At 50.1% G+C, this 25,566-nt stretch carries 22 protein-coding genes and 3 pseudogenes; 17 read left to right on the top strand and 8 right to left on the bottom strand.

The genetic code is table 11. The features are described from left to right. Positions 1-165: 165 nt before the first annotated feature. From JCM10914_RS11810 to JCM10914_RS11820, 3 genes are all read right to left on the bottom strand, one after another. A complete protein-coding gene (locus tag JCM10914_RS11810) occupies positions 166-948 on the bottom strand; it encodes an ABC transporter permease (RefSeq protein WP_023961097.1) in 783 nt (260 codons plus the stop codon). Further along, a complete protein-coding gene (locus JCM10914_RS11815) occupies positions 902-1,696 on the bottom strand; it encodes an ABC transporter ATP-binding protein (RefSeq protein WP_023961098.1) in 795 nt (264 codons plus the stop codon). The genes JCM10914_RS11810 and JCM10914_RS11815 overlap by 47 nt, the downstream gene beginning before the upstream one ends. An 86-nt stretch (positions 1,697-1,782) precedes the next feature. Further along, positions 1,783-2,307 carry a PadR family transcriptional regulator gene (locus JCM10914_RS11820; RefSeq protein ID WP_023961099.1) on the bottom strand — a complete coding sequence of 175 codons (525 nt, stop codon included), beginning with the start codon at positions 2,305-2,307 and terminating at the stop codon, positions 1,783-1,785. A gap of 191 nt (positions 2,308-2,498) precedes the next feature. Here JCM10914_RS11820 and JCM10914_RS11825 point away from each other — a divergent pair, with 191 nt between their 5' ends. From JCM10914_RS11825 to JCM10914_RS11835, 3 genes are all read left to right on the top strand, one after another. Next, positions 2,499-3,482 (top strand): aldo/keto reductase, encoded by a 984-nt coding sequence (locus JCM10914_RS11825; protein WP_023961100.1) that lies wholly within the window; start codon positions 2,499-2,501, stop codon positions 3,480-3,482. Positions 3,483-3,672: 190 nt separating this feature from the next. Next, positions 3,673-4,428: a threonine/serine exporter family protein gene (locus JCM10914_RS11830; protein ID WP_023961101.1), complete on the top strand. Its 756-nt coding sequence runs from the start codon at positions 3,673-3,675 to the stop codon at positions 4,426-4,428. A gap of 24 nt (positions 4,429-4,452) precedes the next feature. Beyond that, a complete protein-coding gene (locus JCM10914_RS11835) occupies positions 4,453-4,899 on the top strand; it encodes a threonine/serine exporter family protein (protein WP_023961102.1) in 447 nt (148 codons plus the stop codon). Positions 4,900-5,088: 189 nt separating this feature from the next. Here JCM10914_RS11835 and JCM10914_RS11840 read toward each other — a convergent pair whose 3' ends face one another. Continuing rightward, positions 5,089-5,958: a class I SAM-dependent methyltransferase gene (locus JCM10914_RS11840; RefSeq protein ID WP_023961103.1), complete on the bottom strand. Its 870-nt coding sequence runs from the start codon at positions 5,956-5,958 to the stop codon at positions 5,089-5,091. Between the two features lie 101 nt (positions 5,959-6,059). Here JCM10914_RS11840 and JCM10914_RS11845 point away from each other — a divergent pair, with 101 nt between their 5' ends. From JCM10914_RS11845 to JCM10914_RS11860, 4 genes are all read left to right on the top strand, one after another. Further along, complete coding sequence (locus tag JCM10914_RS11845) at positions 6,060-6,899, top strand: HAD family hydrolase (RefSeq protein WP_023961104.1); 840 nt, start codon at positions 6,060-6,062, stop codon at positions 6,897-6,899. Positions 6,900-6,903: 4 nt separating this feature from the next. Next, the gene (locus JCM10914_RS11850) at positions 6,904-7,248 is read left to right on the top strand and encodes a helix-turn-helix transcriptional regulator (RefSeq protein WP_036717919.1); all 345 of its coding nucleotides are present in this window, start codon (positions 6,904-6,906) and stop codon (positions 7,246-7,248) included. An 86-nt stretch (positions 7,249-7,334) separates the two neighbouring features. Then, the gene (locus JCM10914_RS11855; protein ID WP_023961106.1) at positions 7,335-7,835 is read left to right on the top strand and encodes an SRPBCC domain-containing protein; all 501 of its coding nucleotides are present in this window, start codon (positions 7,335-7,337) and stop codon (positions 7,833-7,835) included. Positions 7,836-7,864: 29 nt separating this feature from the next. Then, complete coding sequence (locus JCM10914_RS11860) at positions 7,865-8,266, top strand: VOC family protein (RefSeq protein ID WP_023961107.1); 402 nt, start codon at positions 7,865-7,867, stop codon at positions 8,264-8,266. Positions 8,267-8,413: 147 nt separating this feature from the next. Here JCM10914_RS11860 and JCM10914_RS11865 read toward each other — a convergent pair whose 3' ends face one another. Further along, positions 8,414-9,235, bottom strand: coding sequence for an AraC family transcriptional regulator (locus tag JCM10914_RS11865; RefSeq protein WP_023961108.1), 822 nt, complete (start codon positions 9,233-9,235; stop codon positions 8,414-8,416). Positions 9,236-9,388: 153 nt separating this feature from the next. On the opposite strand from JCM10914_RS11865, the pseudogene JCM10914_RS11870 reads away from it, so the two are divergent. Further along, positions 9,389-11,354 (top strand): annotated as a pseudogene (locus JCM10914_RS11870) (glycoside hydrolase family 127 protein). Positions 11,355-11,683: 329 nt separating this feature from the next. Here JCM10914_RS11870 and JCM10914_RS11875 read toward each other — a convergent pair. Beyond that, positions 11,684-12,166, bottom strand: a complete 483-nt coding sequence (locus tag JCM10914_RS11875; protein WP_023961111.1) for a glutathione peroxidase — start codon at positions 12,164-12,166, stop codon at positions 11,684-11,686. A gap of 170 nt (positions 12,167-12,336) precedes the next feature. Here JCM10914_RS11875 and JCM10914_RS11880 point away from each other — a divergent pair, with 170 nt between their 5' ends. Then, positions 12,337-13,245: an ABC transporter permease subunit gene (locus JCM10914_RS11880; RefSeq protein ID WP_023961112.1), complete on the top strand. Its 909-nt coding sequence runs from the start codon at positions 12,337-12,339 to the stop codon at positions 13,243-13,245. A gap of 15 nt (positions 13,246-13,260) precedes the next feature. Beyond that, positions 13,261-14,163, top strand: coding sequence for an ABC transporter permease subunit (locus tag JCM10914_RS11885; protein WP_023961113.1), 903 nt, complete (start codon positions 13,261-13,263; stop codon positions 14,161-14,163). Between the two features lie 112 nt (positions 14,164-14,275). On the opposite strand, the gene JCM10914_RS11890 is transcribed toward JCM10914_RS11885, so the two are convergent. Both JCM10914_RS11890 and JCM10914_RS11895 read right to left on the bottom strand, forming a co-directional pair. Further along, positions 14,276-15,745: an alpha-amylase gene (locus JCM10914_RS11890; RefSeq protein ID WP_023961114.1), complete on the bottom strand. Its 1,470-nt coding sequence runs from the start codon at positions 15,743-15,745 to the stop codon at positions 14,276-14,278. 172 nt (positions 15,746-15,917) lie between these two features. Continuing rightward, positions 15,918-16,960: pseudogene (locus tag JCM10914_RS11895) on the bottom strand (YeiH family protein). 157 nt (positions 16,961-17,117) lie between these two features. Here JCM10914_RS11895 and JCM10914_RS11900 point away from each other — a divergent pair. The 7 genes and pseudogenes from JCM10914_RS11900 (at position 17,118) to JCM10914_RS11930 (ending at position 25,564) form a co-directional block, all read left to right on the top strand. After that, a complete protein-coding gene (locus JCM10914_RS11900) occupies positions 17,118-18,014 on the top strand; it encodes a LysR family transcriptional regulator (RefSeq protein WP_023961117.1) in 897 nt (298 codons plus the stop codon). Positions 18,015-18,144: 130 nt separating this feature from the next. After that, positions 18,145-18,363: a DUF378 domain-containing protein gene (locus JCM10914_RS11905; RefSeq protein ID WP_023961118.1), complete on the top strand. Its 219-nt coding sequence runs from the start codon at positions 18,145-18,147 to the stop codon at positions 18,361-18,363. Positions 18,364-19,215: 852 nt separating this feature from the next. Beyond that, the gene (locus tag JCM10914_RS11910) at positions 19,216-20,187 is read left to right on the top strand and encodes a sugar ABC transporter permease (RefSeq protein ID WP_023961119.1); all 972 of its coding nucleotides are present in this window, start codon (positions 19,216-19,218) and stop codon (positions 20,185-20,187) included. Between the two features lie 15 nt (positions 20,188-20,202). Next, positions 20,203-21,111, top strand: coding sequence for a carbohydrate ABC transporter permease (locus tag JCM10914_RS11915; protein WP_023961120.1), 909 nt, complete (start codon positions 20,203-20,205; stop codon positions 21,109-21,111). Between the two features lie 42 nt (positions 21,112-21,153). Continuing rightward, on the top strand, positions 21,154-22,761 hold the full coding sequence (locus JCM10914_RS11920) for an extracellular solute-binding protein (RefSeq protein ID WP_023961121.1): 1,608 nt from the start codon (positions 21,154-21,156) through the stop codon (positions 22,759-22,761). 88 nt (positions 22,762-22,849) lie between these two features. Then, positions 22,850-24,236, top strand: a pseudogene (locus tag JCM10914_RS11925) (alpha-L-fucosidase). A 41-nt stretch (positions 24,237-24,277) separates the two neighbouring features. After that, the gene (locus tag JCM10914_RS11930; RefSeq protein ID WP_023961124.1) at positions 24,278-25,564 is read left to right on the top strand and encodes an alpha-L-fucosidase; all 1,287 of its coding nucleotides are present in this window, start codon (positions 24,278-24,280) and stop codon (positions 25,562-25,564) included. Positions 25,565-25,566: the final 2 nt, after the last annotated feature.

Below are 25,566 nucleotides of genomic sequence, written 5' to 3' on the forward strand. Positions count from 1 at the left end.
TAACTTAGGGGGATGATGAATCACTTCGATCAAGTCCCCTTGACGAAAACGCCTCGGAGTTGGATGCTCTTCATTGGCCTGATGTTGATATTGTTGTACAGTATACCGCATGCAGCGCAATATATACAAGGGGTAACGAGGAAAGAATGTTGCACCGAGCTACCGTTAACCGCGTTCTGTTTGGCTCGTAACCTGCCGTCTCGAAGATGGATGCCACCATACAGGCTGTTCTCCATCCCAGCGGAAGGTCCATGCGGCCGCTCCGATACTAAGCACGGTGAATCCAAGCAGGATGAGCAGCGGCATCCAGATGCCGTGGTAATGACCCTGCGACTGGGTAGCGATGGACATCGCCTCAACGAGATAGTAGAACGGTTGTAACTGGCCGAGCGTGACGATCCAATTCGGAGCAGAGCTCAGGGAGTAGAACGCCTCACTGGTCAACAGCATCGGAAAGCTCATCAGATTGGAGATCATATTGACGTTGTTCTCGTCTTTGGACAGATTGGCTGCTAGGAACCCGATGGCCGTGAAGCAGACCGTGCCAACTAACAAGACCAGTAGGATCAGGGCCAGACTGACGAAGCTTAGCCGTACACCGAGGATCATAACGCCCATGGCGATAACGCAGAGGCTAACGAACAAGGCAAGGATCGTTCGTCCCCCGGTCATGGCGGCGATGAAATGGGTCGTGCGAAACGGCGTGGCGCGCAGCAACTTATAGACTCCCCGGTTGCGCTGAGCCATGACTTGAAACGCGGTCACCATGGTTGCGCCGAACAAAATATTGGTGGTCAAAACGCCGCTGAGCAGACGCGGGGAATAATCGGGGTCATTGAAATAGAGTCCAAGCCCAAGCAGCATCGCTACCGGAAAGGCGATGTTCCATACAAGCGTATGGCTATCTCGCAATAAACTTCGCAGCATCGTTGTCATAATGGTCCACATAAACATACCTCCTTGAAATTTTATATAGAATGTTGATAGAGTTAATACTCTTCAGTGAGCTGAAGATACAGGTCCTCCAGCTGTCGCCTCCATATTGATCCAGTAGTTGCTCCGGTGTGCCAGAGGCCTGAACTTGGCCGTCACCGATGAGTACAATGCGCTGGGCGAGTTTATGCACTTCCTCCATATCGTGCGAAGTGAACACGATGGAGGTTCCGTCGGCGGCCAGCGCCTGGATCAGCTCACGGATATCCCGCCGTGCTCTAGGGTCAAGCGCCGCCGTCGGTTCATCCAGAAATAGCAGCTTGGGATTATGGACTAAGGCGATTGCGATCGCGAGCCGTTTCTGCTGGCCGCCCGATAAGCGCAAGGCATCGGTGCGGGCGGTGTCCGCAAGGCCGCATCGCGCAAGATGCTGCATGAGTTCGGGGTCTTTCAGTTTCATGCCGTAGAAGGCAGCGAACATGCGCAGATTCTCCAGCGCCGTGAAGCCCGGGAAGAAGGGGGTGGACTGCAGCTGCAGTCCGATATGCTGCGACGGCGTTGCTGTCCAGTAGCGCACATGCCCGGCGTCAGGCTTGCGCAAGCCCAGCAGCAAATCAAGCGTAGTGGATTTACCCGCACCGTTTGGGCCGATAATGGCCAGAACTTCGCCTTCCTGTATGGTGAGGTCAACATGGTGTATTACCGTTCTCGGACCATAGGCTTTCTTCAATCCTTCTGCTTGAATGAGGGGTTGGTGTGTCATGTTTAATTCACGCTCCTATAACCAATATTATATATCCAATGTTGGATATATGTCTGAAATAAAAGCCGCAGCATGGAGACTGTGGCTTACTCCTGAATTAGGGTCTTGATGTTATTCAGGAAGGAGATGTCTTGTTCCAGTAAAGCGATGGCATTGTCGAACGTAGCGAGAGCAATCTTCGAGAGCCCGTATTGCGACTTGATTTCTTTGCCCGACTGCCATTCTTCAAGCGAGACTTGCACTTGCTGCAAATTCTGCTCCAGCAGCTCGAGTGCTTCCTGCTTCGGCAGGCTTTCGATCCAGAGCAGCCCGAGAGCGAAATCGGATTTAACGGTGTGCGGAGGCTGCAACAGGGTCTGGCGAACCAACTGTTGGAATAATTGTTCGCCGGCTTCCGTGATGCTGTAAATCTTGCGAAGCCGTGCTCCTGTGCGCTCCTCGGCGGTTGCGATGATGAGACCGTCGGTTTCCATTTTGTTCAAGGCGTAGTAGATCGATCCTGACAGGATATTAGTCCATAAATCCATCCGGCTGCCTTGAATGAGCTGCTGAATCTCATACCCGTGCATCGGGCGTTGGCGGAGGAACGAGAGCAGGATGAGATTGGTCATGAGATCACCGCTTCCTATCTGAAATAAATTGTTCATAATTCATACTACATTGTATATCCAACGTTGGATATGTGTGACGATAATTTGATTATATGGATCATCCGCCCACCTGTCAATCTAAACATTGAAAGAAACCCCCGAACCGGGTAGTCTATTAGTATGTTAGATCGATAAGGAGGCTTAAGACGTTCATGAATTACAGGCAACTGGGAAACACAGAACTTCATATAAGTGAGGTCAGCTTCGGGACGTGGGCCATTGGCGGTTCCTGGGGTCAGACTCATGATGAAAATGCGTTACAAGGACTGGAACGCGCCATCGGCGAAGGCGTGAATTTTTTTGATACAGCGGATGTGTATGGTGATGGGCATGCCGAGGAATTGCTGGCGCGCGCAACCAAAGGTAAAGCAGATTCGGTATATGTAGCAACTAAGTTTTGCCGTGCCGGCGATATCCATGATCTTCAGACCTACTCGGAGGAATCGATCCGTCGTTACTGCGAGAACAGTTTGAAGCGCTTACAGCGGGAGCGGATCGATCTGTACCAGGTTCACTGTCCGCCGCTTGAGGTCTTGAAGGACGGTCGCGTATTCGAAACACTGGACAAGCTCCAGGCTGAGGGTAAAATCAGACACTATGGCGTAAGCGTGGAATCCGTTGAGGAAGGGTTGTTCTGCCTGCAGGTGCCGGGCGTACGGGCGCTGCAGGTCATCTTCAATCTCTTCCGGCAGAAACCACTCGCAGAACTGCTGCCGCAGGCAAAGGCAGCGGGTGTCGGCATCCTGGTGCGGCTTCCACTCGCAAGCGGACTGTTAACCGGTAAGTTTACGGAGACCACTACCTTTCATAGCGACGATCACCGCACCTTTAATGCAAACGGCGAGCAATTCAATGTCGGGGAGACATTTGCCGGACTTCCGTTCGACAAAGGGGTTGAACTGGCAAGGGTACTTGGTTGGATTGCAGAGGGCAGAGGCGACATGGCCCGCGCTTCGATGCGTTGGATTCTCGATTGCCCCGAAGTGACGGCCGTCATTCCAGGCTTCCGCAATGTGAGCCAAGTGGATAACAACCTGGGTACACTGGACGTACCTTCCTTCACGATGGAGGAGAAAGAGCGACTGTCCCGGTTCTATCGGGAGCAGGTGGAGTCGTTTATTCGCGGATCGTATTGATCCAAATCGTAAGGTGAGCCTTCCGAAGGCGATGCAGCGCTTTCGGGGGCTTTTTATTATGTGTCGATCATAGACGAATAATCGCATCGCTGCGTTAAAGCGTATCCTATGCTTTATCGTGGCAATGATACTATAATATAGGCAATTGACGGTGCAACGTACAAGCAATGGAGGCAGGAGGATATCGGTTTTGAACGATTCAATAAAGCAAGAGCATGACATTATGAAAGTATGTTTGCTTGCGGGCAAAATCATGCTTCAGAGCGGTGCGGAGACGTATCGCGTTGAGGACACGATGACGCGGATGGCCGCGTCTTTTGGCGTGGAGAATAGCCATAGTTACATGACCCCGACAGGGATCATCTTTTCGGTCGAGGAGCCGCAGCATATTACGAGACTCATTCGGATATCGGACCGCACCACCAATCTATATAAAATAGATCAAGTCAACAACGTCTCCCGCAGCGTGAGTCTTGGTGAGATAACGCTGGAGGAGGCCTACCGCAATCTGGAGCGAATTGAGCATGAGAAGCCGCTATATCCGACCTGGATGCTGATTCTTCTGGCCGCGCTGGCCAGTGGCTGCTTCCTGATCATGTTCCGCGGCATTTGGCCGGACTTCCTTCCGGCAGCGGTTGCGGGCGGGCTTGGATTTACTTGTTTTGTGTTCATGCATCGCGTGATTCCGGTACGGTTCTTTGCCGAATTCTCCGGCGCCCTTCTGATCGGCATTACTTCCTTATTGATGGTGAGATATGGGCTGGGCCAGCATTTAGATACGATTATTATTAGTTCGGTCATGCCGCTTGTGCCGGGTCTGCTGATTACGAATGCGATTCGCGATTTGATGGCGGGGCATCTGGTATCGGGATTGTCCAAGGGAGCGGAGGCGTTTGTTACATCGTTCGCCATCGGGGCAGGTATTGCATTTACACTGTCATTCTAATAGTGAAATATTGAAGGGGGGAGCATGATGACCGTCTTTTACATACAACAGCTGGTTACGAGCTTTATCGCCTCGGCCGCGTTCGGCATGATGTTCAACGCACCGAGAAAAGCGCTGCTGCAATGCGGCTTTGCCGGCATGGTCGGCTGGCTGCTCTACATTATGCTGCAGGATATGAAGGTTGAACCGGTGACGGCCACGGTGGTAGCGGCTTTTTGCGTGACGATGATCAGTCAATTTTTTGCCAAGAAATACAAGACGCCGATCATCGTATATAGTGTATCGGGCATCATCCCGCTCGTACCGGGCGGTATTGCTTATAATGCTCTTCGCCATGTGGCGCAGAATCAATACGATCAAGCGGTGCAGCTCGGAGCGCAGGCTTTCATGATCTCGGGCGCAATCGCACTCGGGCTGCTGCTCTCGGAAGTGACCAATCAAATCATTCGCAAAATCTCGATTACGCGGTAGTGTCATAAACCGTATTTTAGGTTATACACATCGTTATTCCGTACATGTTGGGGGCCGCTTCTATTTTACTTACACAGCCGGCCACCTCTTCCAGCCAATCTTGTGAGCCCGGCTCCCCGGCAGGTGGTGAAAGGTTAACAGAGAAACGGGGCGCGACATGGTCTTCAGACCTTGAGGCACCCCGTTGTTTTATTTAATCCCAAGACGCATGCGGTAGCTGAACATCAGCGGCAAGGTGCGCCCCTGGAAATGTTCCTCAACCAGAGCATGGAATTGCCTAATGCTCTGGTTAAACTCCGATTGCTGCAGTTTAAATACGGTCTGAATGCCGCCTTGGCTGACGGTAAGGCCCGTATACCGCTCGGCGGTGAAAGGTTCGATATGATGAAATACGATTTCTTTGGAGAATCGAAATACGCCGCTCTCCCGAATGTGCTTCAGATGTTCATTCTTATTCCCTTTATATGCCTGCTCCTGCGCCTCCACGTGGCGGTCGATGATGGTTTCGGCCTCTTCGATCAGCTCATGGTAAGCTTGTTCGACTCTCCAGGTTAAGCTAGGCGGCCAATCGCAATCATAGACGGCAAACACGCCTTCGTCACGCAGTACTCTGGCGACCTCTTTCAATGTGGTAGCCGGGTCCATCCAATGAAAGGACTGGGAGCAGGTAATAATATCGGCTGCTTGATCAGGAAGCGACAATTGATTGGAATACCCGGAGACGAAGCTGATGTCCGCGCCTTGAGTCTGTTCAAGGGAGTGAAGGTTCAGTTTGGCGACAGCTTTGCCCCGCATATCATCATTCGGTTCAACGCCGATAACCCGGTCCGCGGCATCCTTCCATGCGAATGACGATAGGCCCGTCCCGCAGCCCAAGTCGACGACCAGCCTAGGTCTTCGCTCCAGATAACCCGTCAGAAGGGTTATAACTTCCGGAGGGGCTTCCGGCCGATGCTGATCGTAGGTATCCTGAAAACCGGTAAACCGATCTACATTGCTCGCCCGATTTCCTTCGGGAACGAAATCCGTGCCCCACACTTCGCTCATATCCTTGTTCATCCGTATTTCATCTCCTTGTCAAATACTTCTAGTGTCATCATATCACAGGAGTAATCTGTGCTATACTGCAACTTAGGACAATGATAGAGGAGATTTCACCTATGACACTGGATCATCAAGCACCGCGCAAAGGGATCTTTTTTGACGTAGACGATACTTTATATGACCACTTAACCCCGTTCCGGGACGCGGTCCGCAGCAAGATTCATCCGGCAGAGCCGTTTCCTTATGAGGCGGCATATCACCGAATGCGTTATTATAGCGACATGTTATCGATAGATCTGGGAGGCGCAGGAACCCGGGCATATGCAGCGGCTGTGGATGACATGCGCAGAGAGCGCTTCCGCATGGCGCTGGCGGAGTTTGGAATACAACTACAACCTGAGGAAGCACAAGAAGTCCAGCAGGTCTATCTGGCCAGGCAATTTGATATCAAGCTGTTCGAAGGCGCACCGGAATTGTTAACACGACTAAGCGCCGCCGGGTATGTGGTAGGAGTTATTACGAATGGACCTGCAGACCATCAGACGAATAAGATCAAGGCGTTGAAGCTGGGGGATCTGGTACCGCAAGAGCGGATATTCATTTCCGGCGCGCTGGGGTGGGACAAGCCGGACCCTCGTATATTCCAGCACGTGAATCAGATAACTGGAACAGAGCCATGCCACAGTTATTTTATCGGCGACTCATGGCGCAACGACGTGGTGGGCGCTTTGGCGGCGGGATGGAATTCGATTTGGTTCAATCACCGCGGAGCAGCGCCTGAATCAGAGCATAAGCCCGGTCATATGGTGTCAGGCTATAGTGAGTTGGCGCGTTGGCTCGAGTCAGAGTTAGCGACTAACGTGTTGTGGAAGTCACCCTGCAGTGAAGGGTGGCTCTTCTATTTCTTATTACTCAACCGAATGGTTGACTTTTGGAGGGGAATGTCTTATATTTAACCATATGGTTGAACATAATAAAGATGAACAATTGGATCACATCTTTCATGCATTGGCAGATACTACTCGCAGGGAGATGGTGCGCATGATCGCTTCGCATGACCGAACGGTTTCGGAATTGGCAGAGCCGTTTCATATGTCGCTTGCCGCCGCATCCAAGCACATTAAAGTGTTGGAACGTTCAGGCTTGCTGGAACGATCGATTCAAGGACGGACACATATGTGCCGTCTTAACCCACGCACGATGTCGCGCGCGATGGAGTGGCTGCAATTCTATGAACGTTTATGGAATGTGCAGTTTGATGCGCTGGAACGGGAACTGAATAAAGCGAAGAAGGAGGAGCATTAGAGGAATAGGAATGAAACGGATTACCCACCATGATAAAGGGGTCCTAGAGTTGAATTCAATACAAATTACGGAGGGCGATTTTAATTATGGATACTTCAACCACGACGCTCGTGATGAAGCGGCAATTCGATGTTCCTCCGGAGCGGGTATTCGATGCCTGGCTGAATCCGGAGATGATGCGCAAATGGTTGTTTACGATGGAGATGACGAATAAGGTTGCACATAGTGACCCTCGCGTCGGCGGGGCTTGGGAGATTGTAGACGAGCGCGAAGGGAAGGAATACCGCGCGATCGGGGAATACCTGGAATTGGACCCGCCGAACAAGCTGGTATTTACGTTTAAGATGCCACAGTTTAATGATCTGGAGGATCGAATAACGGTCGAGTTCAGATCCGTGGATGATGGATGCGAGATGACCTTCACGCAAGAAATTACCGTACCGCATGAAGAGGAATGGACAACGGAAGACATCCAGAAAGCCATGACCGAATATCACGATCAGACGGAGCACGGTTGGCACTACATGTTTATGGGACTGAAGCAGTTGGTTGAGACGGGGAAAATCGATTACCCATCCCCATCATGAGGGTGGAATTTGAGAAGAGGAGCGATACGATGAGGGATGTCACACCGTTCCTGATGTTTCAAGGCAACGCGGAGGAGGCGATGAACTACTACGTTTCCCTGATTGAGGATTCTGCCATTACAAGCATCACCCGGGTGGGGTCAGAGCAGCAAGGTGAGGAAGAAAGCGTACTGAGGGCTACGTTCACCTTGAAGGGACAATCGTTTATGTGTATCGACAGTAATGTGAAGCATGAATTCACCTTTACACCATCCTTCTCGATCTATCTGACCTGTGATTCAGAAGAAGAGATCGAACGTTTATACCATGCGCTACTGGATGGCGGGGGGGCCATGATGCCACTGGGCGATTACGGGTTCAGTCGGAAGTTTGGCTGGCTGGCGGACAAGTTCGGCGTATCCTGGCAGCTGAATCTGCCAGGTGAAGCATAGTTGCTAATCAGCAAACGTAGTAGAGAAGGCCATGACGGTACTTAGGATGCAATCCTTGTACCGTCATGGCCTTTTTGTATCGTATGGATCTTTTGGAACCCAGAGGGTATCCCCCCAAGTCTTAATTAGCGGGCTCCATCCGGGTGTTCAGTTGAACTGCTTCCGGTATTGCAGTGGCGACATCCCGAAGCGGGCTGAGAAGCGTCTCGTGAAGTAGGGCGGGTAGGTGAAGCCAACATGCTCGGCTATGCTGGATATAGACCAGGGGGTGGTGAGCAAGAGCCGTTTTGCCTGATCAAGCCGATATTGCAGCAAGTATTCGGTAGGTGTCACGCCGTACGATTCTTTCATGCATCTGGTGAGATAGTTGAAATGGTAATGGAGATGCTCCGATAAAGAGGTATTGTTGATAGGCTCCCGATAATGTGTCTTGATATACGACTCCACTTGTTCTGCTACGGTGCGGACTCTGGCGTGGCTCTGCTCGGTTCTGGACGGATCAAGCTGCTGAAGCAGCTCGATAAACACGGATTGTTCTCCCCAGAATGCAGAGGAGCGAGGTTCTATGGTCAACATTTGAAGAGATTCAAACAGGGCGTAGGCTTGTTCGGGAACAGGGATGGTCGTCTGCCTTGGCAGCTGTATTTTGTGTGAAATTAAGTCATATGACTGTATGAAATTCTTCGCTGTATCGAAGTGAAGCCAATAGAAAATCGTCTCCTCAGAGCATTCCTGCACAGCATAATGATAGGCATCCGGCAGCAGAATGAGCATGTCACCCTCAGCTAACGCCCACGTGGACTCTTCTTCCCCTATAAACAAGCAGCCTTTCTTGACTACGATCAAGTCATATACTCCGAGGTTTCTGCGGGCAGGGTGGTACTCGCCGGGCTTATAGATGGTCATGCCGGACTCCAGGTAATAGGGCAGCGGCAGCGATGGAAAGGTAAGGATTGATTCATTTCCCATGAAGGCACCTCAACAAGTGTGAAATAATATAAATAATTGGGTCGATTCGGATATCACTTTCTTCCTATCATAGAGTCTAGAATGGGAAGTGTCGAGGGCGAGAACCATCAATCGTGATCGATATTTCGATACGAAGGAGTGTATATCCAAGTGATGACGCAAACTGTTCGTTCGCATGCTATTCCGCTCCAGCAGGTGAAGCTGGATGATCCTTTCTGGTCCCGTTACATAGTACTGATCCGGGACGTGGTAATACCGTACCAATATGAAGCTCTACATGACCGGATTGCCGGGGTTGAACCAAGTCATAGCGTGGCCAATTTCCGGATAGCGGCAGGACTGGAGGAAGGTGAATTTCATGGGTTTGTATTTCAGGACAGCGATGTGGCGAAATGGCTAGAGGCCGCTGCGTATTCTTTGACTATTGCTTATGATCGGAAGCTGGATGAACAAGTCGATGCGATGATTGATCTCGTAGCTGCGGCACAGCAACCAGACGGATATTTAAATACGTATTTTACGATCAAGGAACCGGATAAACGGTGGACGAACCTGACCGACTGCCATGAATTATATTGCGCCGGTCATATGATCGAGGCAGCGGTCGCTCATTTCCGAGCGACAGGCAAGCGGAAACTGCTGGGCGTGGCTTGCCGTTTTGCCGATTACATCGATACGGTGTTTGGTCCCGAGGATGGCCAGATTCACGGCTATGACGGTCATCAGGAGATTGAACTGGCCCTGATCAAATTATATGAAGTTACAAAGGAGCAGAGATATCTGAGACTCAGTCAATATTTCCTGGATGAGCGTGGACGAGAGCCTGCCTTCTTCGTCATGGAATGGGAACGGCGCGGGAAGTCATCTTTCTATGCCTCCCCTTCACGCCGACCAGACATTGCTTATCATCAGAGTCATTTACCTGTTAGGGAGCAGCGCGTGGGTGTTGGTCATTCTGTCCGGGCGGTTTATATGTATACGGCTATGGCGGATATGGCTGCACGTACGCAAGATGAGGCTTTGCTAGAGGCGTGCCGGCATCTTTGGAATAATACGGTTCACAAGCAAATGTACATTACCGGGGGAATTGGCTCGACACACCATGGCGAGGCCTTTACGACGGATTATGATCTGCCTAATGATACGGTGTACGCGGAGACCTGTGCTTCCATCGGGCTGATCTTCTTCGCGCAGCGGATGCTCCAGCTCTCACCGCGATCCGAATATGCGGATGTGATGGAAAGGGCCTTGTACAACAACGTTCTTGGCAGTATGGCCCAGGACGGGCAGCACTTTTTTTTATGTAAACCCGCTCGAGGTTTGGCCGACGGCATGCCATCATAATCCGGGCAAACATCATGTGAAGCCGGTGCGCCAAGGATGGTTTGCGTGCGCTTGCTGCCCGCCGAATGTGGCAAGGCTGCTGACTTCGCTCGGGGAGTACGTATATACCATGAGTCACGATACACTTTACACCCACCTGTATATTGGTGGAGAAGCTGAGGTAACGTTGGATGGTATTCCGGTGAAGCTGGTTCAGAGCAGCGAGATGCCTTGGCACGGTCGGGTTTCCCTGACGTTGCAGCCGGAACAAGCGGTGAAGTGGACCGTGGCCGTACGCATTCCAGGGTGGGCACAAGGTCAAGCTGCGGTACAAGTGAACGGGCAGTCATGTCATATCGAAGACAGCATAAAGGATGGCTATGCTTATATTACAAGGACGTGGGCAGCGGGTGATACGCTGGAGCTTGAGTTCCCAATGGAGATTCAGCAAGTCCGGGCCAACCCGCGGATTCGCGCGAATGCCGGCAAGTCTGCAATCCAGCGTGGGCCGCTCGTATACTGTCTGGAGGGCGTGGACCACAATGCATTGTTGTCCTCCATTAGCCTGGCAACCGATCCGATACTTCAAGCCAGATTCGATCCTAAACTGGTCAGCGGAGCGGTTGTCATTGAGGGTCAGGGCTTTCGTGAGAAGCTGGAAGAGTGGGACGACGAGGCCTTGTATCGTGCGACAACCAATGAGTATGCGCCTGTCTCTATCAAGGCTATTCCATATTATTTATGGGGTAACCGTGGCGAGAACGAGATGATGGTCTGGATAAGAGCGAAATATTGACGGATATCGTTATGGTTTTTGCATTTATAAATAGGCTTCGTGTATGAATCGTTCCATTGTGCGAAGTGAATACCCGGTAGAGCACTAGTGAAAAAAATTCCTGCAAATATGCAGGAATGAGTGGGTTGAAAATACGATATGTACCAAAAGCCTGCAAATGTGCAGGCTTTTTAATTCATGTTAGGGCTAATTGGACGAATGTGGGATAAAAACCTGCACATTTGCATCTTTTTCTACTGAAAAGCTCGATTTCTATGAAAATGCCTGCACATCCGCATCCTTTACATAACATGAACAAGCATGTGGACATAGCCGATGATACCAAGTTGTTATTCGCTTAACAGCTTTTTGATGTCGGCTTCCATCTTCTCAGGCGTATCGGCTGGAGCGTAACGCTTCACAACCTTCCCGTCTCGATTGACCAGAAACTTGGTGAAATTCCATTTTATCGATTTGGTGCCGAGTGCACCAGGAGCTTCGCTCGCCAGGTATTTATACAAGGGATGCGCATTTGTACCATTGACGTCAATCTTGGAGAACAACGGAAAGGTGACGCCGTGATTAACCTTGCATGCTTGTTCAATCGCCGAATCCTCCGGCAGCTCTTGGTTCATGAATTGGCTGCTGGGGAACCCAAGCACGCGCAGTCCTCGTTCGCCGTACGTCTGATGCAACTTCTCCAAACCGTCGAATTGCGGGGCGAAGCCGCACTTGGTTGCCGTGTTGACGATGAGCAGAACGTCCCCTTTATAAGCCGCTAACGATTCTTCCTCACCGCGAATGTTCTTGACGTTATATTGATAAATCGACATCGTTGTCACATCCTTTTCCAACTGTATGGTCATGATTCTAAATTATAAACGAAATGATGTGTGAATGAACAATTTCCATCGATAGGACTGGACGAAATTAGGAGATTTGTGGGATATTAAATTCATAACGCTTATAATATGGGCTATTTTTCCAGATCAGGAGGGGGAAGATGAAGTATCAAACACAAATGTTCAGGACGACCATCATCAGTGTGCTGGCCTTTGTATTTATTGTGCTCATTGTTTTGATTCCAAGAGACATTCAGCTGGCTTTAGAAGGTAATTTATGGGTGAGCAACTATTCGTTCGATATGCAGGAGTATCTGACTTATGTTGTAGACTATATCGGCAGTGCCTTTCGGAATGGAACACTCGGCCTATCGAGTTATGTTGATCATTCTTCGGAAGCCGCCGCTTTCACGGCTGTAGGCATGAGTCTGTTGGTCATTGTCTCGGCGCTGCTGATCGGTTTTATATTCGGTATTCTGAAGGGCATTGTCGATTACAAGCTATCCAAGACGCGATTTAATGTGCTGGGGCACTGGACCACCTGGTTGTTCCAGTCGATCCCGGATTTTTTTCTCATGCTGTTCATCCAGTGGCTGCTCATTAAGCATATACCGGCTATTCGATACTTTGCGGTGGAAGGATGGCAGTCGTTTATGATCCCGGCGCTGCTCGTTTCGATATATCCTATCTTTTATATTGCCAGAATCACGTCCGCCTCGCTGCTGAATCAAGAAGGAAAGCTATACATATTGATGGCTAAAGCCAAGGGCTTGAGTGATCACCGAATCATCTATAAACATATGCTGCGCAACGGAATCGCTAACATTTTGACTCATTTGCCGGGCTTGCTCGTATTCATTCTCTCCAATCTGCTGATTGTTGAATATTATCGTAACTATCCGGGTGCAGCCTGGCGCCTGTTCCAGGCTATAGATTATAACACCTTCTCAGGCACTGGTGCTTCTTACGAACCTGGTGTAATCATTTGGATCGCCTTTTCCTTCATGGTGTTATTTCTGCTCGTACAATGGATAAGTCAATGGGCACGTACCTACTTTGATCCGCGATAGGAGGTTTGGCAAGTTATGAAGAAGAACACCCCGTTGTGGCTTGGCGGTATCCTGTTAACCTTTATATTTTTGGTTATGTTCGCCGGCCCGTATCTGCCCTTCATTGATAAAGATTTAAATCAGGAGCGCTCCCGCTGGATGATGATCGACGGTGAAGAGAAGCTGAGACTACCCATATTCAAGCCATCCAGTAAAAACTGGATCGGAACGGATAAGCAGGGTGTCGATAATCTCAGCAAAATCGTGGTGGCGACGAAGGAAACGATCCTGCTCGTCATTATCATTGCGTTGACCCGTTACATGATTGCCATTCCCCTGGGTCTTATGGCGAGGAAAATGAAAGGCGTCTCCCACCAGATCATAACCGTGCTTAATCAGATGTTCTCCTATCTGCCGCCCGTATTCTCGTCCGCGCTCCTTCTGGCTATTCCTTACTTCCTGTTCTCGCAACATCGCATCGCATGGGCTATCTTCATTCTGGCGGTTGTTGAAGTGGGTCGTGTCGCGTATACAACGCAGCATCAGGTCAACAAGATGGGGCAGGAGCTCTATATGGAGGCGAGTACGGCATTGGGGCTGCGGACAAGAACACTGACAAAGCATTACTTCATCCCGAACCTGTTCCCGGAAGTCGTGGTTAATTTCTTCATTGATATGGGAAAGGTGATGCTGCTGATAGGACAATTGGCGATTATGAACATTTTCCTCGGTCATGAATGGAAAGAAGTCAATTACTACACGATGGAATTCGTGGAGACGGGTTACAATTGGGCGACGATCCTCGCTAAACATCGCCATGAAATCTTTCTTGGCAAATTCGAATTTATTTTCTACCCTGCATCGGCGATGATGTTCGCGATTATCGCGTTTAACCTGTTTGGCGAAGGTCTGCGCAGACGGTTTCAATTGAAGGGTTAACGACGCCGCATGCATTATGAAAAAAGCCGGAAGCAAGGGCTGCACTATCTCCCACCATTAAGGGAGAGGAGGCGCAGCCTGCTTCCGGCTTTGTTGTTATCTTCAGAGTCCGTCAGGCTTCCACCGGAACATCGGGATGAGCCCAGACGGATACGCTGCCGCCATTAACGGGAAAAACGGCATAACCATCCCCCCCAATCGTCACTCGTTCTTGGCGTGTCTTCGTTAGATCGACCCATACTTCTCCTGCCCGTTCTTTGCCGACAAACATCCGTTTCTTCCCTGCATCACCATTCGAGATCAGGACGGCACAACCGGAGTGTTCGATGTCGGCAATGCCTCTACGCACCCAGCCGATCGTGTTCGGATGATCAAAATAATCATCCTGGTCGCCATAGGCACGCTCCGTTCTGGCATACAGCAATGGGTCAATGGCTTCTTTTTTGCCGGGAATGGGATTGTTCCCACCAATCCCATAGTAATCCCCATAAAAAACGGCGGGATAACCATCCTTCCGCAGCAGAATCAATGCATACGCACTCTGTTTGAACCAATCTTCAATCCAGGACTCCAGCGCTTCATGCGGCTGCGAATCGTGATTATCAACGAAGGTGACGGCGTTCATCGGATGCGATTGCACCAGGGTATCGTCGAAAATGGTGCGAAGATCAAAGGAGCGGCCTGCCTTGGAAGCGGCATGCAGCTTATAGTGCAAAGAGACGTCAAACAGATCGATCTTGTAATCGATCGTATCTAGAAAGTGGCGGCATGCCTGAAGCTCCGGATTCCAGAACTCGCCCACCATATAGAAGTCATCTCCGCGCTTTTTTTTCATGGCTGACGCGAATTCTTTAATGAAATGATGATTGATATGCTTAATGGCATCCAAGCGGAAGCCCCCGCATTGCAGTGTATCAATCAGCCATTGGCCCCAATGGATCATTTCGCTGCGAACCTCGGGGTGGCCGTAGTCAATATTCGCGAACATTAGATAGTCATAGTTACCGAATTCACGATCAACGTGCTCACTCCAGGATTTATTCTCGCCCAAGATCCGGTAGATGCCGGATTGCTTGCCAGCGGCATCATAGTCGGTACCGTTAAAGTGATTGAAGTTCCATTGAAACGAAGAATGCTGCTTTCCCCGTCCAGGGAACGTGAACTTAGTCCAACCTTCGATTTCGAACGGCTTTGAAATGTCCTTTGTCCGGTCCATCTCATCCACTTGCACCACTTGAAATCGCTCGGTCTCATCGGCCCCGGCCTTATGGTTCATGACAAGATCAACATAGACAGCAATGCCATGCTTGCTGCAGGCGGCCATAGCGTCCGTCAACTGCTGTTTCGTTCCATACTTCGTTCGAACCGTGCCCTTCTGGTCAAACTCGCCCAGATCATACAGATCGTATACCCCGTATCCATTATCTTCTGCTGACAAGGCTTTCGTTACCGGTGGTATCCAGACGGCATCGATTCCTGCTTGACTAAGTTCAGGTGCCGCGTGCTTAAGCCGGTCCCAATGTAAGCCATCGGCTGCTATATGCCATTCGAAAAATTGCATGATCGTATGATTTCGCTGCATTATTCCATCTCCTCTTTCATGACAGCTCCCCGTTCAGCATCTACGGTGCTATAACTCCAATACCCAAGATGGCAGGGAAGCTAAACCTTCCGTATGATGAGCGGATCCCAGTATATTAGTTCTACCCTAAAAAAGAAGGAATAAGACGGTGTCACGAGGATAGTTTGATGAATCACACGATGGCATACGTAAGCAGGATCAGCAAGAGGGTTGTGATTGACATAGCTAACAAAGGGCGCCAAACTCCTCGAAGGGCTTGCAAATGAATATTCAGCCCTAATCCAACCATGGCCATGGTCAGTAGGAATGAAGCTCCATGGGACAGCGCGTCCTGAAGCAATAGGGGAATGATCGGTTGTCCGGTCCATTCCCAGCTCCCCAGTAGACTCGCTGCAATGAAGCCGATCAGGAACCAGGGAAATTCCATTCGTGTACGTTGCTGGATGCGGCCCGTGCGTTTCATCCATGACATGAGCAAGATGGAGAGTGGTATGAGCAGAGATACACGTCCGAGCTTTGCCAGCAAGCCGAGGGCAAGTGCATCCTCACCTGCCGGCGCTGCAGCGAGCGCAACATGGGCAATTTCATGCAGGCTGACTCCTGACCATACGCCATACTGCGCAGGTGTCAGAGGCAGCAGCGGTTGGACGAGTGTATATCCGATGGCGACGATGGTTCCGAGAAAAGCAATAAGTCCCGCTCCGATGGCCGTGTCGCTCTCTTTGGCATTCACGATTGGAGAAACGGCGGCAATCGCGCTGCGCCGCACACCCCGGTTCCAATTCCGAGCAGAAGCGACAGGGACATGTCGGCTTTAAGCCATCTGGCAATCAATAGGGTCAGACTGATCGCAAATACGACGCTAAGCATATCTTTCAGCATTAGCCCTAGCCCCTGCTGAAAGATGATGAACATATTCAGTTTTAAGCCATACAGGACGATAGCCAGGCGAAGCAGTCGTTTGGCGGTAAATTGAATGCCGATACGGATTCTCTCTGGGTATCCGAACAGTTGCCGATATAAAGCGGCGATAAGAATAGCCCATGCGAGTTGGCCGAGGGATCCAAGTCCCGGTAAACCGGCTAAAGCATATCCTATCAGGGCAATAACCAAGGTGAAGCCGATCCCACCTGCTGTGGGTGGTAAGGTCCGTCGGAGCCACCCGGTTGGTCGTTTGGCCGTATGATGTAGTGTCGATGGTGCGGGTTCAGTCATCGGGCATAACCTCCGATTCGTTCGGTTGGTATGAACCCATCTTATCTTATGAGAATAGATAAGAGAAATAAATCATTATAATGGTCATCATAAGTAAATGGTTATGATAATATGAAGCTATTAACATTCATAACGTCTAAATGTAAGGGGTTATCAAGTGGATCAAACACTAGAGGTATTCGTTACGGTCGTAGAAAAGGGGAATTTCACGCGTGCGGCCGAAGAGCTACTTATGACGCAACCGGCCGTTAGTCAGTATATACAGTCACTCGAAAGAGCTGTCGGCACGAAGTTGTTGGAGAGAACGAATAAATACGTCAGACTCAATAAGGCCGGAGAGATCGTATATCACCATGCGAAGGAGATCCTTGGGATGTATACTCGGATGCATTCGCTTGTGGACGATCTGATGCACCGGACTAGCGGCAGTCTTTCCATTGCCTCCAGTTATACCTTCGGCGAATATATGCTTCCGCATCTTATAGCTTATATGAGAGAACACTATCCGTTAATTCGTCCTGCCATTACGATCGGGAATACGAAGGAAGTGGCGGAGATGATTCTAAAGCACGAAGCTGATATTGGCATCGTGGAGGGAGATTATCACGACGATAAACTGCAAATCGAAGCTTTCGCCGAGGATGAGATGCTGGTTATGGTTCCTCGTGATGGGCGCTATGATCATCTGCAGGAGATGCCGCTTGCCGAGCTTGCGGATGAGACCTGGATCGTAAGGGAAGCGGGGTCTGGTACGAGGGAGGCGACGGAGCGAATGTTTGCCAGCTGCGCTGTCCGTCCTAGGCACATCGTGGAATTTGGCAGCACACAGCTAATCAAAGAATCGGTTGAAGCAGGGCTTGGCGTGACACTCCTGTCGCGATGGGTCGTTCGGAAGGAAGTTCAGCTTGGCACGCTGCATATGATTATACCGAACGATAAGCCGATAACCCGCCAATTCTCATGGATCACGCAGAAGACGCCTTATCACACCAAAGTGGTTGAAGTTTTTCTTGATCTGCTTCATCACAAGCGTGGTTTTCCGAGGATCCCCTGAGTTTTGGAATTTTTTTATCAGGATATGATTACAAACGTTATAAATGGTCAAAAATAATTATTAAAATCCATAGTTTAATAAACACATCATGAACTGATAAGAAAATCGGGCGATGTAAGGAGGGTTATCGATGAGAACATTTAATACAATTACGCTGTTGTTACTGATTGTTGGGGGCATTAACTGGCTGCTCGTAGGATTGTTTCAGTACGACCTTGTAGCTGCGCTGTTTGGTGGTCAAAGCGCTGCTGGTTCGCGTATCATCTATACGATCGTTGGTTTGTGCGCATTGTATTGCATCCGTTTCTTTGGAGATGTAACGAATGATGATCGCTCTGCTGCTAGATAAGTTAGTTTAATTAACGTATTAAGTAATGTGAGTGTAATGTATAATCAAAAATTGTACGATGTAAAGCCGTCCTTCCATGGTGTGGGACGGCTTTGTTTTGTTTCCTTTTCACGGATTCATGATCAGATCTGACACGCGATGTCTTAAGCAAATATGACATATATAACGAGGAATCCTAATCATATCAAGGGTTCTCCTATCTTGATACATGAGGTGAATTCTACATATTTACGCTTCGGGATGGATGGCTCTAGAATAAGCACAAGTGGTTAAGCAATGCCGATAGCATCACATTCACCAAGTTATGAAATGTGACATGAAGGAGTGCGTGCTACGGTAGTGTGTTCGATAAAGGCGAAGGGAGAGTGATGGCTTACTTCGATGTTTCAGGGAAGCAACAGCTTAAGCGGATCCATGAGGAGCGATAAAGTGATGTACGCAAATGGATTTTTAGAATGTGTAACATTTGATTTGTCGTGAATTATTCAGACGAATTTATACGAGCCTTTGTTTTACCAACCTAACGGAGTGGGCACTGATTGACGGTTTGGAAGCCCGCCATAGTCAAATTCAACATATGGTCGTGTTCAAAATGACAATGTCAAGCAACTGTGACAAGGTAAAAATCCCTGTGGTAACAGCGTTGTGCACGTTTGACAGCCCGGATTAAAAACGACATATTTACGGATTGCCAGGCAGTCCATACACTCGTAATGAAAGCGTTAACAATTTCACGGTGAGATTAGCTGGTCCACTGGGATGTTGCAATTGAAAGCCCACTCTCCTTGTATTTTCGAATAGGAGTGTTGTATTTATGGGGCTGGATTTCATTAGAAAAGGAGGGAGCAATCGATGCAGCAAGACGGCAAATCCGCCTTATCGCGCAATGTATCGGTACACACGGTTCCAAACAACAAGAAAAATACGTTATGGAGGAGGATGATTCGCAACTGGGAGTTGTATCTGTTCATTGCCCCGGCCTTTCTATATTTTCTTATTTTCCATTATGGGCCTATGTATGGCATACAGATTGCGTTTAAGAACTTTATTCCGACGCTTGGGATTACGGGTAGCCCCTGGATTGGATTTGATCATTTTGTACGCTTCTTCAATTCCTATTATTTCTGGGACCTGCTCTGGAACACGCTTAGCATTAGCCTGTACGAGCTTGCAGTCGGGTTCCCCCTTCCGATCATTCTGGCACTGGCCTTCAATGAGGTGAAGGATTCCTTCTTCAAACGAACCGTACAGACAGTTACTTATGCGCCGCACTTCATTTCCGTTGTGGTCATGTCCGGCATGATCATCACGTTCTTGTCACCATCGTCCGGTATGATTGTGAACTTCGTGGAGATGCTGGGCATTCAACCGCCTCAATTTCTCACGGACCCTGCCTGGTTTAAGTCGGTCTACGTTTTGTCCGGTGTCTGGCAGAGTACGGGCTGGGGGACGATTATCTACCTGGCGGCTTTGTCCGGTGTAGATCCGCAGCTGCATGAAGCCGCTGTGGTAGACGGTGCAAGCCGCTTCAAACGGATTCTGCACATCAACCTTCCGGCGATCATACCAACGATCACGATTCTGTTAATTCTGAACATGGGCAGCATTTTGGGGGTCGGCTTCGAGAAGATCCTGCTTCTGCAGAATCCACTGAACATGAGCTCATCCGATGTCATCTCAACCTTTGTTTATCGATCCGGTTTGGTTGATGCACAGTACAGCTTCTCGACCGCCATCGGGTTGTTCAATTCGGTCATCAACGCGATCCTGCTCATCGTAGTGAATCAAATTGCACGCCGCACCAGCGAGAACAGCCTGTGGTAGAAGGAGGGATAACACATGTCAGCTTTTGTTAAGGAAAGCAAAGGGGATAAAATCTTCCTGATTTGCAACTACATTTATTTGACGGTCGCACTCATTATCGTGCTGTATCCGCTGCTGTACATCGTCAGTGCCTCCATCAGTGATCCGAAATACGTCAGTTCGGGAGAGATGTGGCTGATACCAAAAGGGATTACGTTTGACGGTTATGCGCGGGTATTCGAGAACACCAATATTTGGATTGGTTACAAAAATACGATTATCTATACTGTTGTCGGTACGATCGTGAACCTGCTGGTTACCTTGCCTGCGGCTTATGCACTAAGCCGTACCGACTTTGTAGGACGAGGTTTCTTCATGGCCATGTTTCTGGTCACGATGTTCTTCGGCGGCGGTCTTGTCCCGAGCTACTTACTGGTGAAGGATCTTGGCATGGTGAACAGTATGTGGGCACTGATCTTACCGGGAGCCGCATCGATCTGGAATATCATCGTCTCGCGTACTTTCTTTCAATCCACGATTCCAAAGGAATTGCAGGAAGCGGCTCATATTGACGGATGCACGAACTTTCGCTTATTCGTCAAGATCGTACTCCCGCTCTCCATGCCGATCATCGCTGTCATGGCGCTGTTCTATGGGGTGGGTCACTGGAACAGCTACTTTAGTGCCATGATTTATCTGAACGATGCTGCGAAATATCCGTTGCAGCTCTTCTTAAGGCAGATCCTGGTTCTTCAGGAGATGTCGGCACAAGGCGGCGGCGCCATCGATGCATCTTCTGCCGCTGCAATGAACAGTAAAGCCGAGATTGCAGCATTGGTACGATATGCCGTTATTATCGTAGCCACGATACCGGTTATTGCCGTGTATCCGTTTCTGCAGCGCTACTTCGTGCAGGGTGTTATGATTGGTTCCGTCAAGGGCTGATCTTAATCCATAAACCACATCAAATAAAGGGGAGTTGTTGTCATGAAAAAGCTTCGCAAGGCATCATCGGTCTTATTATGCCTCACCTTATCGGCGGCACTGCTTGCAGCCTGCGGTTCGCCAAAAGGCGATGGAGGCTCGTCAACGCCTGACACCGCTACGAGTGAAGGCGTGAAGAAGGAAGGATTCCCGATCGTTGATACCCCGCTCACGTTGAAAGTGATGTCCCAGGATGCAGGTGTAGCGGATTGGAACACAATGCCGGTGCTTCAGGAGATGGAGAAATTGACCGGCATTAAGCTGGAGTATCAACTTTCGCCAATTGACAGCTATGACACGAAGAAGAACCTCGTGTTCGCCAGCGGTGATCTGCCGGATATGTTCTATGCAGCCGATCTCAGACCGGCAGAGCAGGTCACGTACGGCAGCCAAGGCATACTCATCCCGCTTGAGAAATACATTGATGAAGGTTATGCCCCTAACATTAAGAGAGTACTGGATGAGAATCCGGACGTACGCAAATCATTTACGACGCCAGACGGACATATGTATGCCCTGCCGTTCATCGATACTGCGGCTGTTTGGTATCGCGGCCCGATGTGGTATAACGGGGAGTTCCTAAAAGCGCTTGATATGGAAGAGCCCAAGACAACTGAGGAATTATACACGTACTTGAAGCGAGTGAAGGAAGAGGACCCTAACGGTAACGGGCAGCAGGATGAAATTCCGCTGACTTCGGTTAAGCTGGATGACCTGCGAATGTATTTCTTCGGCTTCTGGGGGATGTACAACGAAGGCATCTATGCCGATCTGGACGGGAAAGTGCACTATCCTTTCCAAGAGGAAGGTTACAAGGGTTATCTGACCTTTATGAACCGTTTGTGGAAGGAAGAATTGCTGGATCATGAGACGTTCTCACAGACTGGAGACCAGAAAAAAGCCAAGGGCGAGAGTAATCGACTGGCACTGTTTAATGACTATCATCCATACTTCACGCTGGGCGGTGAGCCAAGCGGGGATCATCCGCTGATGACGCCGGTACAGAGTGAGATCGCGGGTTCTCCTGTATATGGCAAGCATCCGGGTATGTCGGCAAGGGGGACGTTCGCCATTTCCAGCAAGAATCCGGCGCCGGAAGCAACGATGCGTTGGATCGATTATCTGTACAGTTACGAGGGAGCCACGCTGTTTAACCAAGGGCCAGAAGGCGTGCTGTGGAAGTTCGCGGATGAGGAGAATCGCGTGAAGGAATGGCTGCCGGTTCCTGGAGGCGGCGACCGGGAGGAGTACCGTGGCAAGATTACGCCGAACTTCGGTATCCTGACGCCGGGTATCAATGATCCTGAGGTTACCAAAGGACTTCGTACCGAATTCGATGATTGGATTGAACAGCAGAATGAGGAGAAGCTGGTGCCGATCGGCAAAGCTCCGTTCCCTAACGTGTATTTGACTAATGAGGAGCAAAGCGAGGCGACGGCCTTGATGTCTGATCTGGACACGTATGTGAAACAGATGGAGGCCAAGTTCGTTACAGGCCAAGAACCGCTCGAGAATTGGGATAAGTATGTAGCCCAGGTGAAGCAGATGGGCGGAGATCGGATCGTCGAGTTGTATCAAGGCGCGTACGACCGCTGGGACGTTAATCAATAACATAGGTTCATACGGGAAGCCAACATGTCCCGGTCTTAATAAGGCCGGGGGTTGGCTCTTGTTTTTAATAAGGACAGGAGGGATAGCTGTGTCCGAGAATAGGTTGGCCGAGCAGGAACCGGACGTTGTAGAGCAAGGCGTGCATAATTACAGCAGCGAGGAACAGTGGGTGAAGCCGGAGGAACCGTTGCTGCTGGAGCGGTTGGAGTGGTTTAAGGACCAGAAGCTCGGTCTCATGATGCACTGGGGTCCTTATTCGCAGCTCGGACTCGTCGAATCATGGGCACTGAGCGACGTTGATGAAGAATGGTCACGCAATGAGATTGATTGGGATATCGATGCAGAAGAACTGAAACGGCAGTATTTCGACCTGAACAAGACGTTCAACCCGCTGCGGTTCCAACCGGAGGTATGGGCGGATCTCGCTGCGGATAACGGCTTTAAATATTTGAATTTCACGACGAAGCATCATGATGCTTCTGTATGTGGGACACGCATACGACCGATTACCGGATTACGGGACCGGACTGCCCGTTCCATACTCATAAGCACGCCGATATAACGAAGGCTGTATTTGATGCTTTCCGTGCACGAGGGCTCGGTATTTCCGCTTACTTCTCCAAGGCGGATTGGCATACACCTTACTACTGGGCACCGGGCATGAAGCCGGGGACAACGACTTCCCGAGGGCCAACCTACGATCCGAAGACCTACCTTGGTTGTGGGAACGGTTTGTGGAGTTTACGCATGAACAGATCATGGAGCTCATGACCCGTTATGGGCGAATTGATGTGCTGTGGCTCGATGCCGGATGGGTCAATGATTACCGGGAGCAGAATATCAGACTGGGCGAAGTTGTTGAGCGAGCGCGCAAGGTTCAGCCGTGGCTGCTATCGGCGGACCGCACGGTTGGTGGACCTTACGAGAACCTGATTACGCCAGAACAGACGCTGCCCGAACGTGCACTGAAGGTTCCTTGGGAGAGCTGCATTACCATGGGAAGCGCCTTTTCCTTCCGTTATGAGGATCGCTATAAGTCCGTGCGCCAATTGATTCACTTGTTGGCGGAGATTGTAGCCAAGGGAGGCAATCTGGCGCTGAACGTAGGGCCGCAGCCAGACGGCAGATTGTCCCAAACGGCAATAAAGCGAATCCAGGGAATGGGGGAATGGTTAAATGTATACGGTGAGGCTATCTACGGGACGCGGATTTGCGAACCTTATTCTGTCGGGCCGGTCCAGTTGACATGCAAGGGTGATATTACGTACGCGATGTATTTATACAAGAATGAACAAGAGCGCGTACCTGAGGAATTGGAGCTCCCGTTGCATACAGCATGCAGTCGCATTGACTTGGTCGGTGGTCAAGACCGTCTGGAATACAGACGCTCGGAGCAGGGCGTCGTTGTGCGTCTCCCGGACACTGAACGTCAAAGGGCAGAAGCACCCATCGCGCACGTATTTCGTATCCGATAACAAACAGGGTGAGGCGATTTCAACGGAAGAGAGGGAGCGAATTGCAGAAGTGGTTTGAGAACGCGAAGCTTGGAATCTTTATTCACTATGGCATATACGCGGTGGACGGCGTATCCGAATCCTGGTCGTTTTACAATGGCAGGCTGAGTTATGAGGAATATATGAAGCAGTTGGACGGCTTTACGGCATCGAAGTTCGATGCCGGGGCCTGGGCGGATCTCATCGTGAAGTCACGGGCTACCTATGCCGTGCTGACAACGAAGCATCATGACGGCGTTGCCCTCTGGGATACCCAGCATTCCGACTTGAATGTTGTTAAGAAAACCCCGGCTCAGCGTGATATTGTGCAGGAATATGCCGAAGCGATCTCGAGTCGCGGGATTCGGACTGGGATGTATTATTCGCTGATCGATTGGTCCCATCCTGATTATCCGAGCGTTTATGAGGGAGGCCAGGTTCCAGATGACCTGGGCAGCGTGAATCCGTATTCCAGTCCGATAGACGGTATACAGGAGCCAGAGCGCTGGCAGAAATTTCTAGAATTCAATAACCAGCAGTTGCGGGAGATCATGACCCGGTACGGCCAAGTCGATCTCTTATGGTTCGATGGTGATTGGGAGCGCAGCGCCGAGCAGTGGAATCTACCGGAATTTAAACGATATTTGCAATCTTTTAATCCGGATTTGATCATCAACTCCAGGCTTCAAGGGCATGGCGACTACAAGACGCCTGAACAAGGGATTCCGATTACCCGGCCGGAGGGGCCGTGGGAATTCTGCACAACAATGAATTCGTCATGGGGCTATGTCCCGACGGATCACAAGTATAAGACCCTGAATCAGATCATTCGGATGTTCTGCGATTGCATCTCGATGGGGGGCAATATGCTGCTGGACATCGGTCCGCGGGAAGACGGCACGATCGATCAGCGGCAGGTGGACATTTTGCTGGGGCTCGGTGCCTGGATCACGGCCCATGAAGAAGCGGTATTCGGCACGGGTGAAGGCATCATGACCCGTTATTATCTGGGTGGAAGCACGGTCTCAGAGGACAGGAAGACGCTATACCTGTTTGTCTATGATCAGCCGAAGGAGGATGTGTGCCTGAAAGGACTGTGCAATCCGATAAAAAGTATCACCGTGCTGCACTCTGGCCGAGAGCTTACGCACGAAATTCATGGCGGTGTTCCTTGGTTCAACATACCCGGAACGACATGGATCCAGATGACGCCGGAAGATACGCATGAACATGTTACCGTGTTGAGGCTTGAATTGGAAGGTGAGCTAGAGATGTACGGCGGCTCAGGAGCGGTCGTCACCCATAACTAATG

The organism is Paenibacillus sp. JCM 10914, from assembly GCF_001315105.1.
GTDB lineage: Bacteria > Bacillota > Bacilli > Paenibacillales > Paenibacillaceae > Paenibacillus_AQ.

Bases quoted from the DNA above. Each gene is read 5' to 3' on its own strand.
- JCM10914_RS11845 (WP_023961104.1), top strand. From the start codon at position 6,060: ATGACACTGGATCATCAAGCACCGCGCAAAGGGATCTTTTTTGACGTA.
- JCM10914_RS11875 (WP_023961111.1), bottom strand. From the start codon at position 12,166: ATGTCGATTTATCAATATAACGTCAAGAACATTCGCGGTGAGGAAGAA.
- JCM10914_RS11810 (WP_023961097.1), bottom strand. From the start codon at position 948: ATGTGGACCATTATGACAACGATGCTGCGAAGTTTATTGCGAGATAGC.
- JCM10914_RS11890 (WP_023961114.1), bottom strand. From the start codon at position 15,745: ATGCAGCGAAATCATACGATCATGCAATTTTTCGAATGGCATATAGCA.
- JCM10914_RS11860 (WP_023961107.1), top strand. From the start codon at position 7,865: ATGAGGGATGTCACACCGTTCCTGATGTTTCAAGGCAACGCGGAGGAG.
- JCM10914_RS11915 (WP_023961120.1), top strand. From the start codon at position 20,203: ATGTCAGCTTTTGTTAAGGAAAGCAAAGGGGATAAAATCTTCCTGATT.
- JCM10914_RS11905 (WP_023961118.1), top strand. From the start codon at position 18,145: ATGAGAACATTTAATACAATTACGCTGTTGTTACTGATTGTTGGGGGC.
- JCM10914_RS11825 (WP_023961100.1), top strand. From the start codon at position 2,499: ATGAATTACAGGCAACTGGGAAACACAGAACTTCATATAAGTGAGGTC.
- JCM10914_RS11815 (WP_023961098.1), bottom strand. From the start codon at position 1,696: ATGACACACCAACCCCTCATTCAAGCAGAAGGATTGAAGAAAGCCTAT.
- JCM10914_RS11835 (WP_023961102.1), top strand. From the start codon at position 4,453: ATGATGACCGTCTTTTACATACAACAGCTGGTTACGAGCTTTATCGCC.
- JCM10914_RS11920 (WP_023961121.1), top strand. From the start codon at position 21,154: ATGAAAAAGCTTCGCAAGGCATCATCGGTCTTATTATGCCTCACCTTA.
- JCM10914_RS11840 (WP_023961103.1), bottom strand. From the start codon at position 5,958: ATGAACAAGGATATGAGCGAAGTGTGGGGCACGGATTTCGTTCCCGAA.
- JCM10914_RS11850 (WP_036717919.1), top strand. From the start codon at position 6,904: ATGGTTGAACATAATAAAGATGAACAATTGGATCACATCTTTCATGCA.
- JCM10914_RS11910 (WP_023961119.1), top strand. From the start codon at position 19,216: ATGCAGCAAGACGGCAAATCCGCCTTATCGCGCAATGTATCGGTACAC.
- JCM10914_RS11820 (WP_023961099.1), bottom strand. From the start codon at position 2,307: ATGACCAATCTCATCCTGCTCTCGTTCCTCCGCCAACGCCCGATGCAC.
- JCM10914_RS11865 (WP_023961108.1), bottom strand. From the start codon at position 9,235: ATGGGAAATGAATCAATCCTTACCTTTCCATCGCTGCCGCTGCCCTAT.
- JCM10914_RS11855 (WP_023961106.1), top strand. From the start codon at position 7,335: ATGGATACTTCAACCACGACGCTCGTGATGAAGCGGCAATTCGATGTT.
- JCM10914_RS11880 (WP_023961112.1), top strand. From the start codon at position 12,337: ATGAAGTATCAAACACAAATGTTCAGGACGACCATCATCAGTGTGCTG.
- JCM10914_RS11885 (WP_023961113.1), top strand. From the start codon at position 13,261: ATGAAGAAGAACACCCCGTTGTGGCTTGGCGGTATCCTGTTAACCTTT.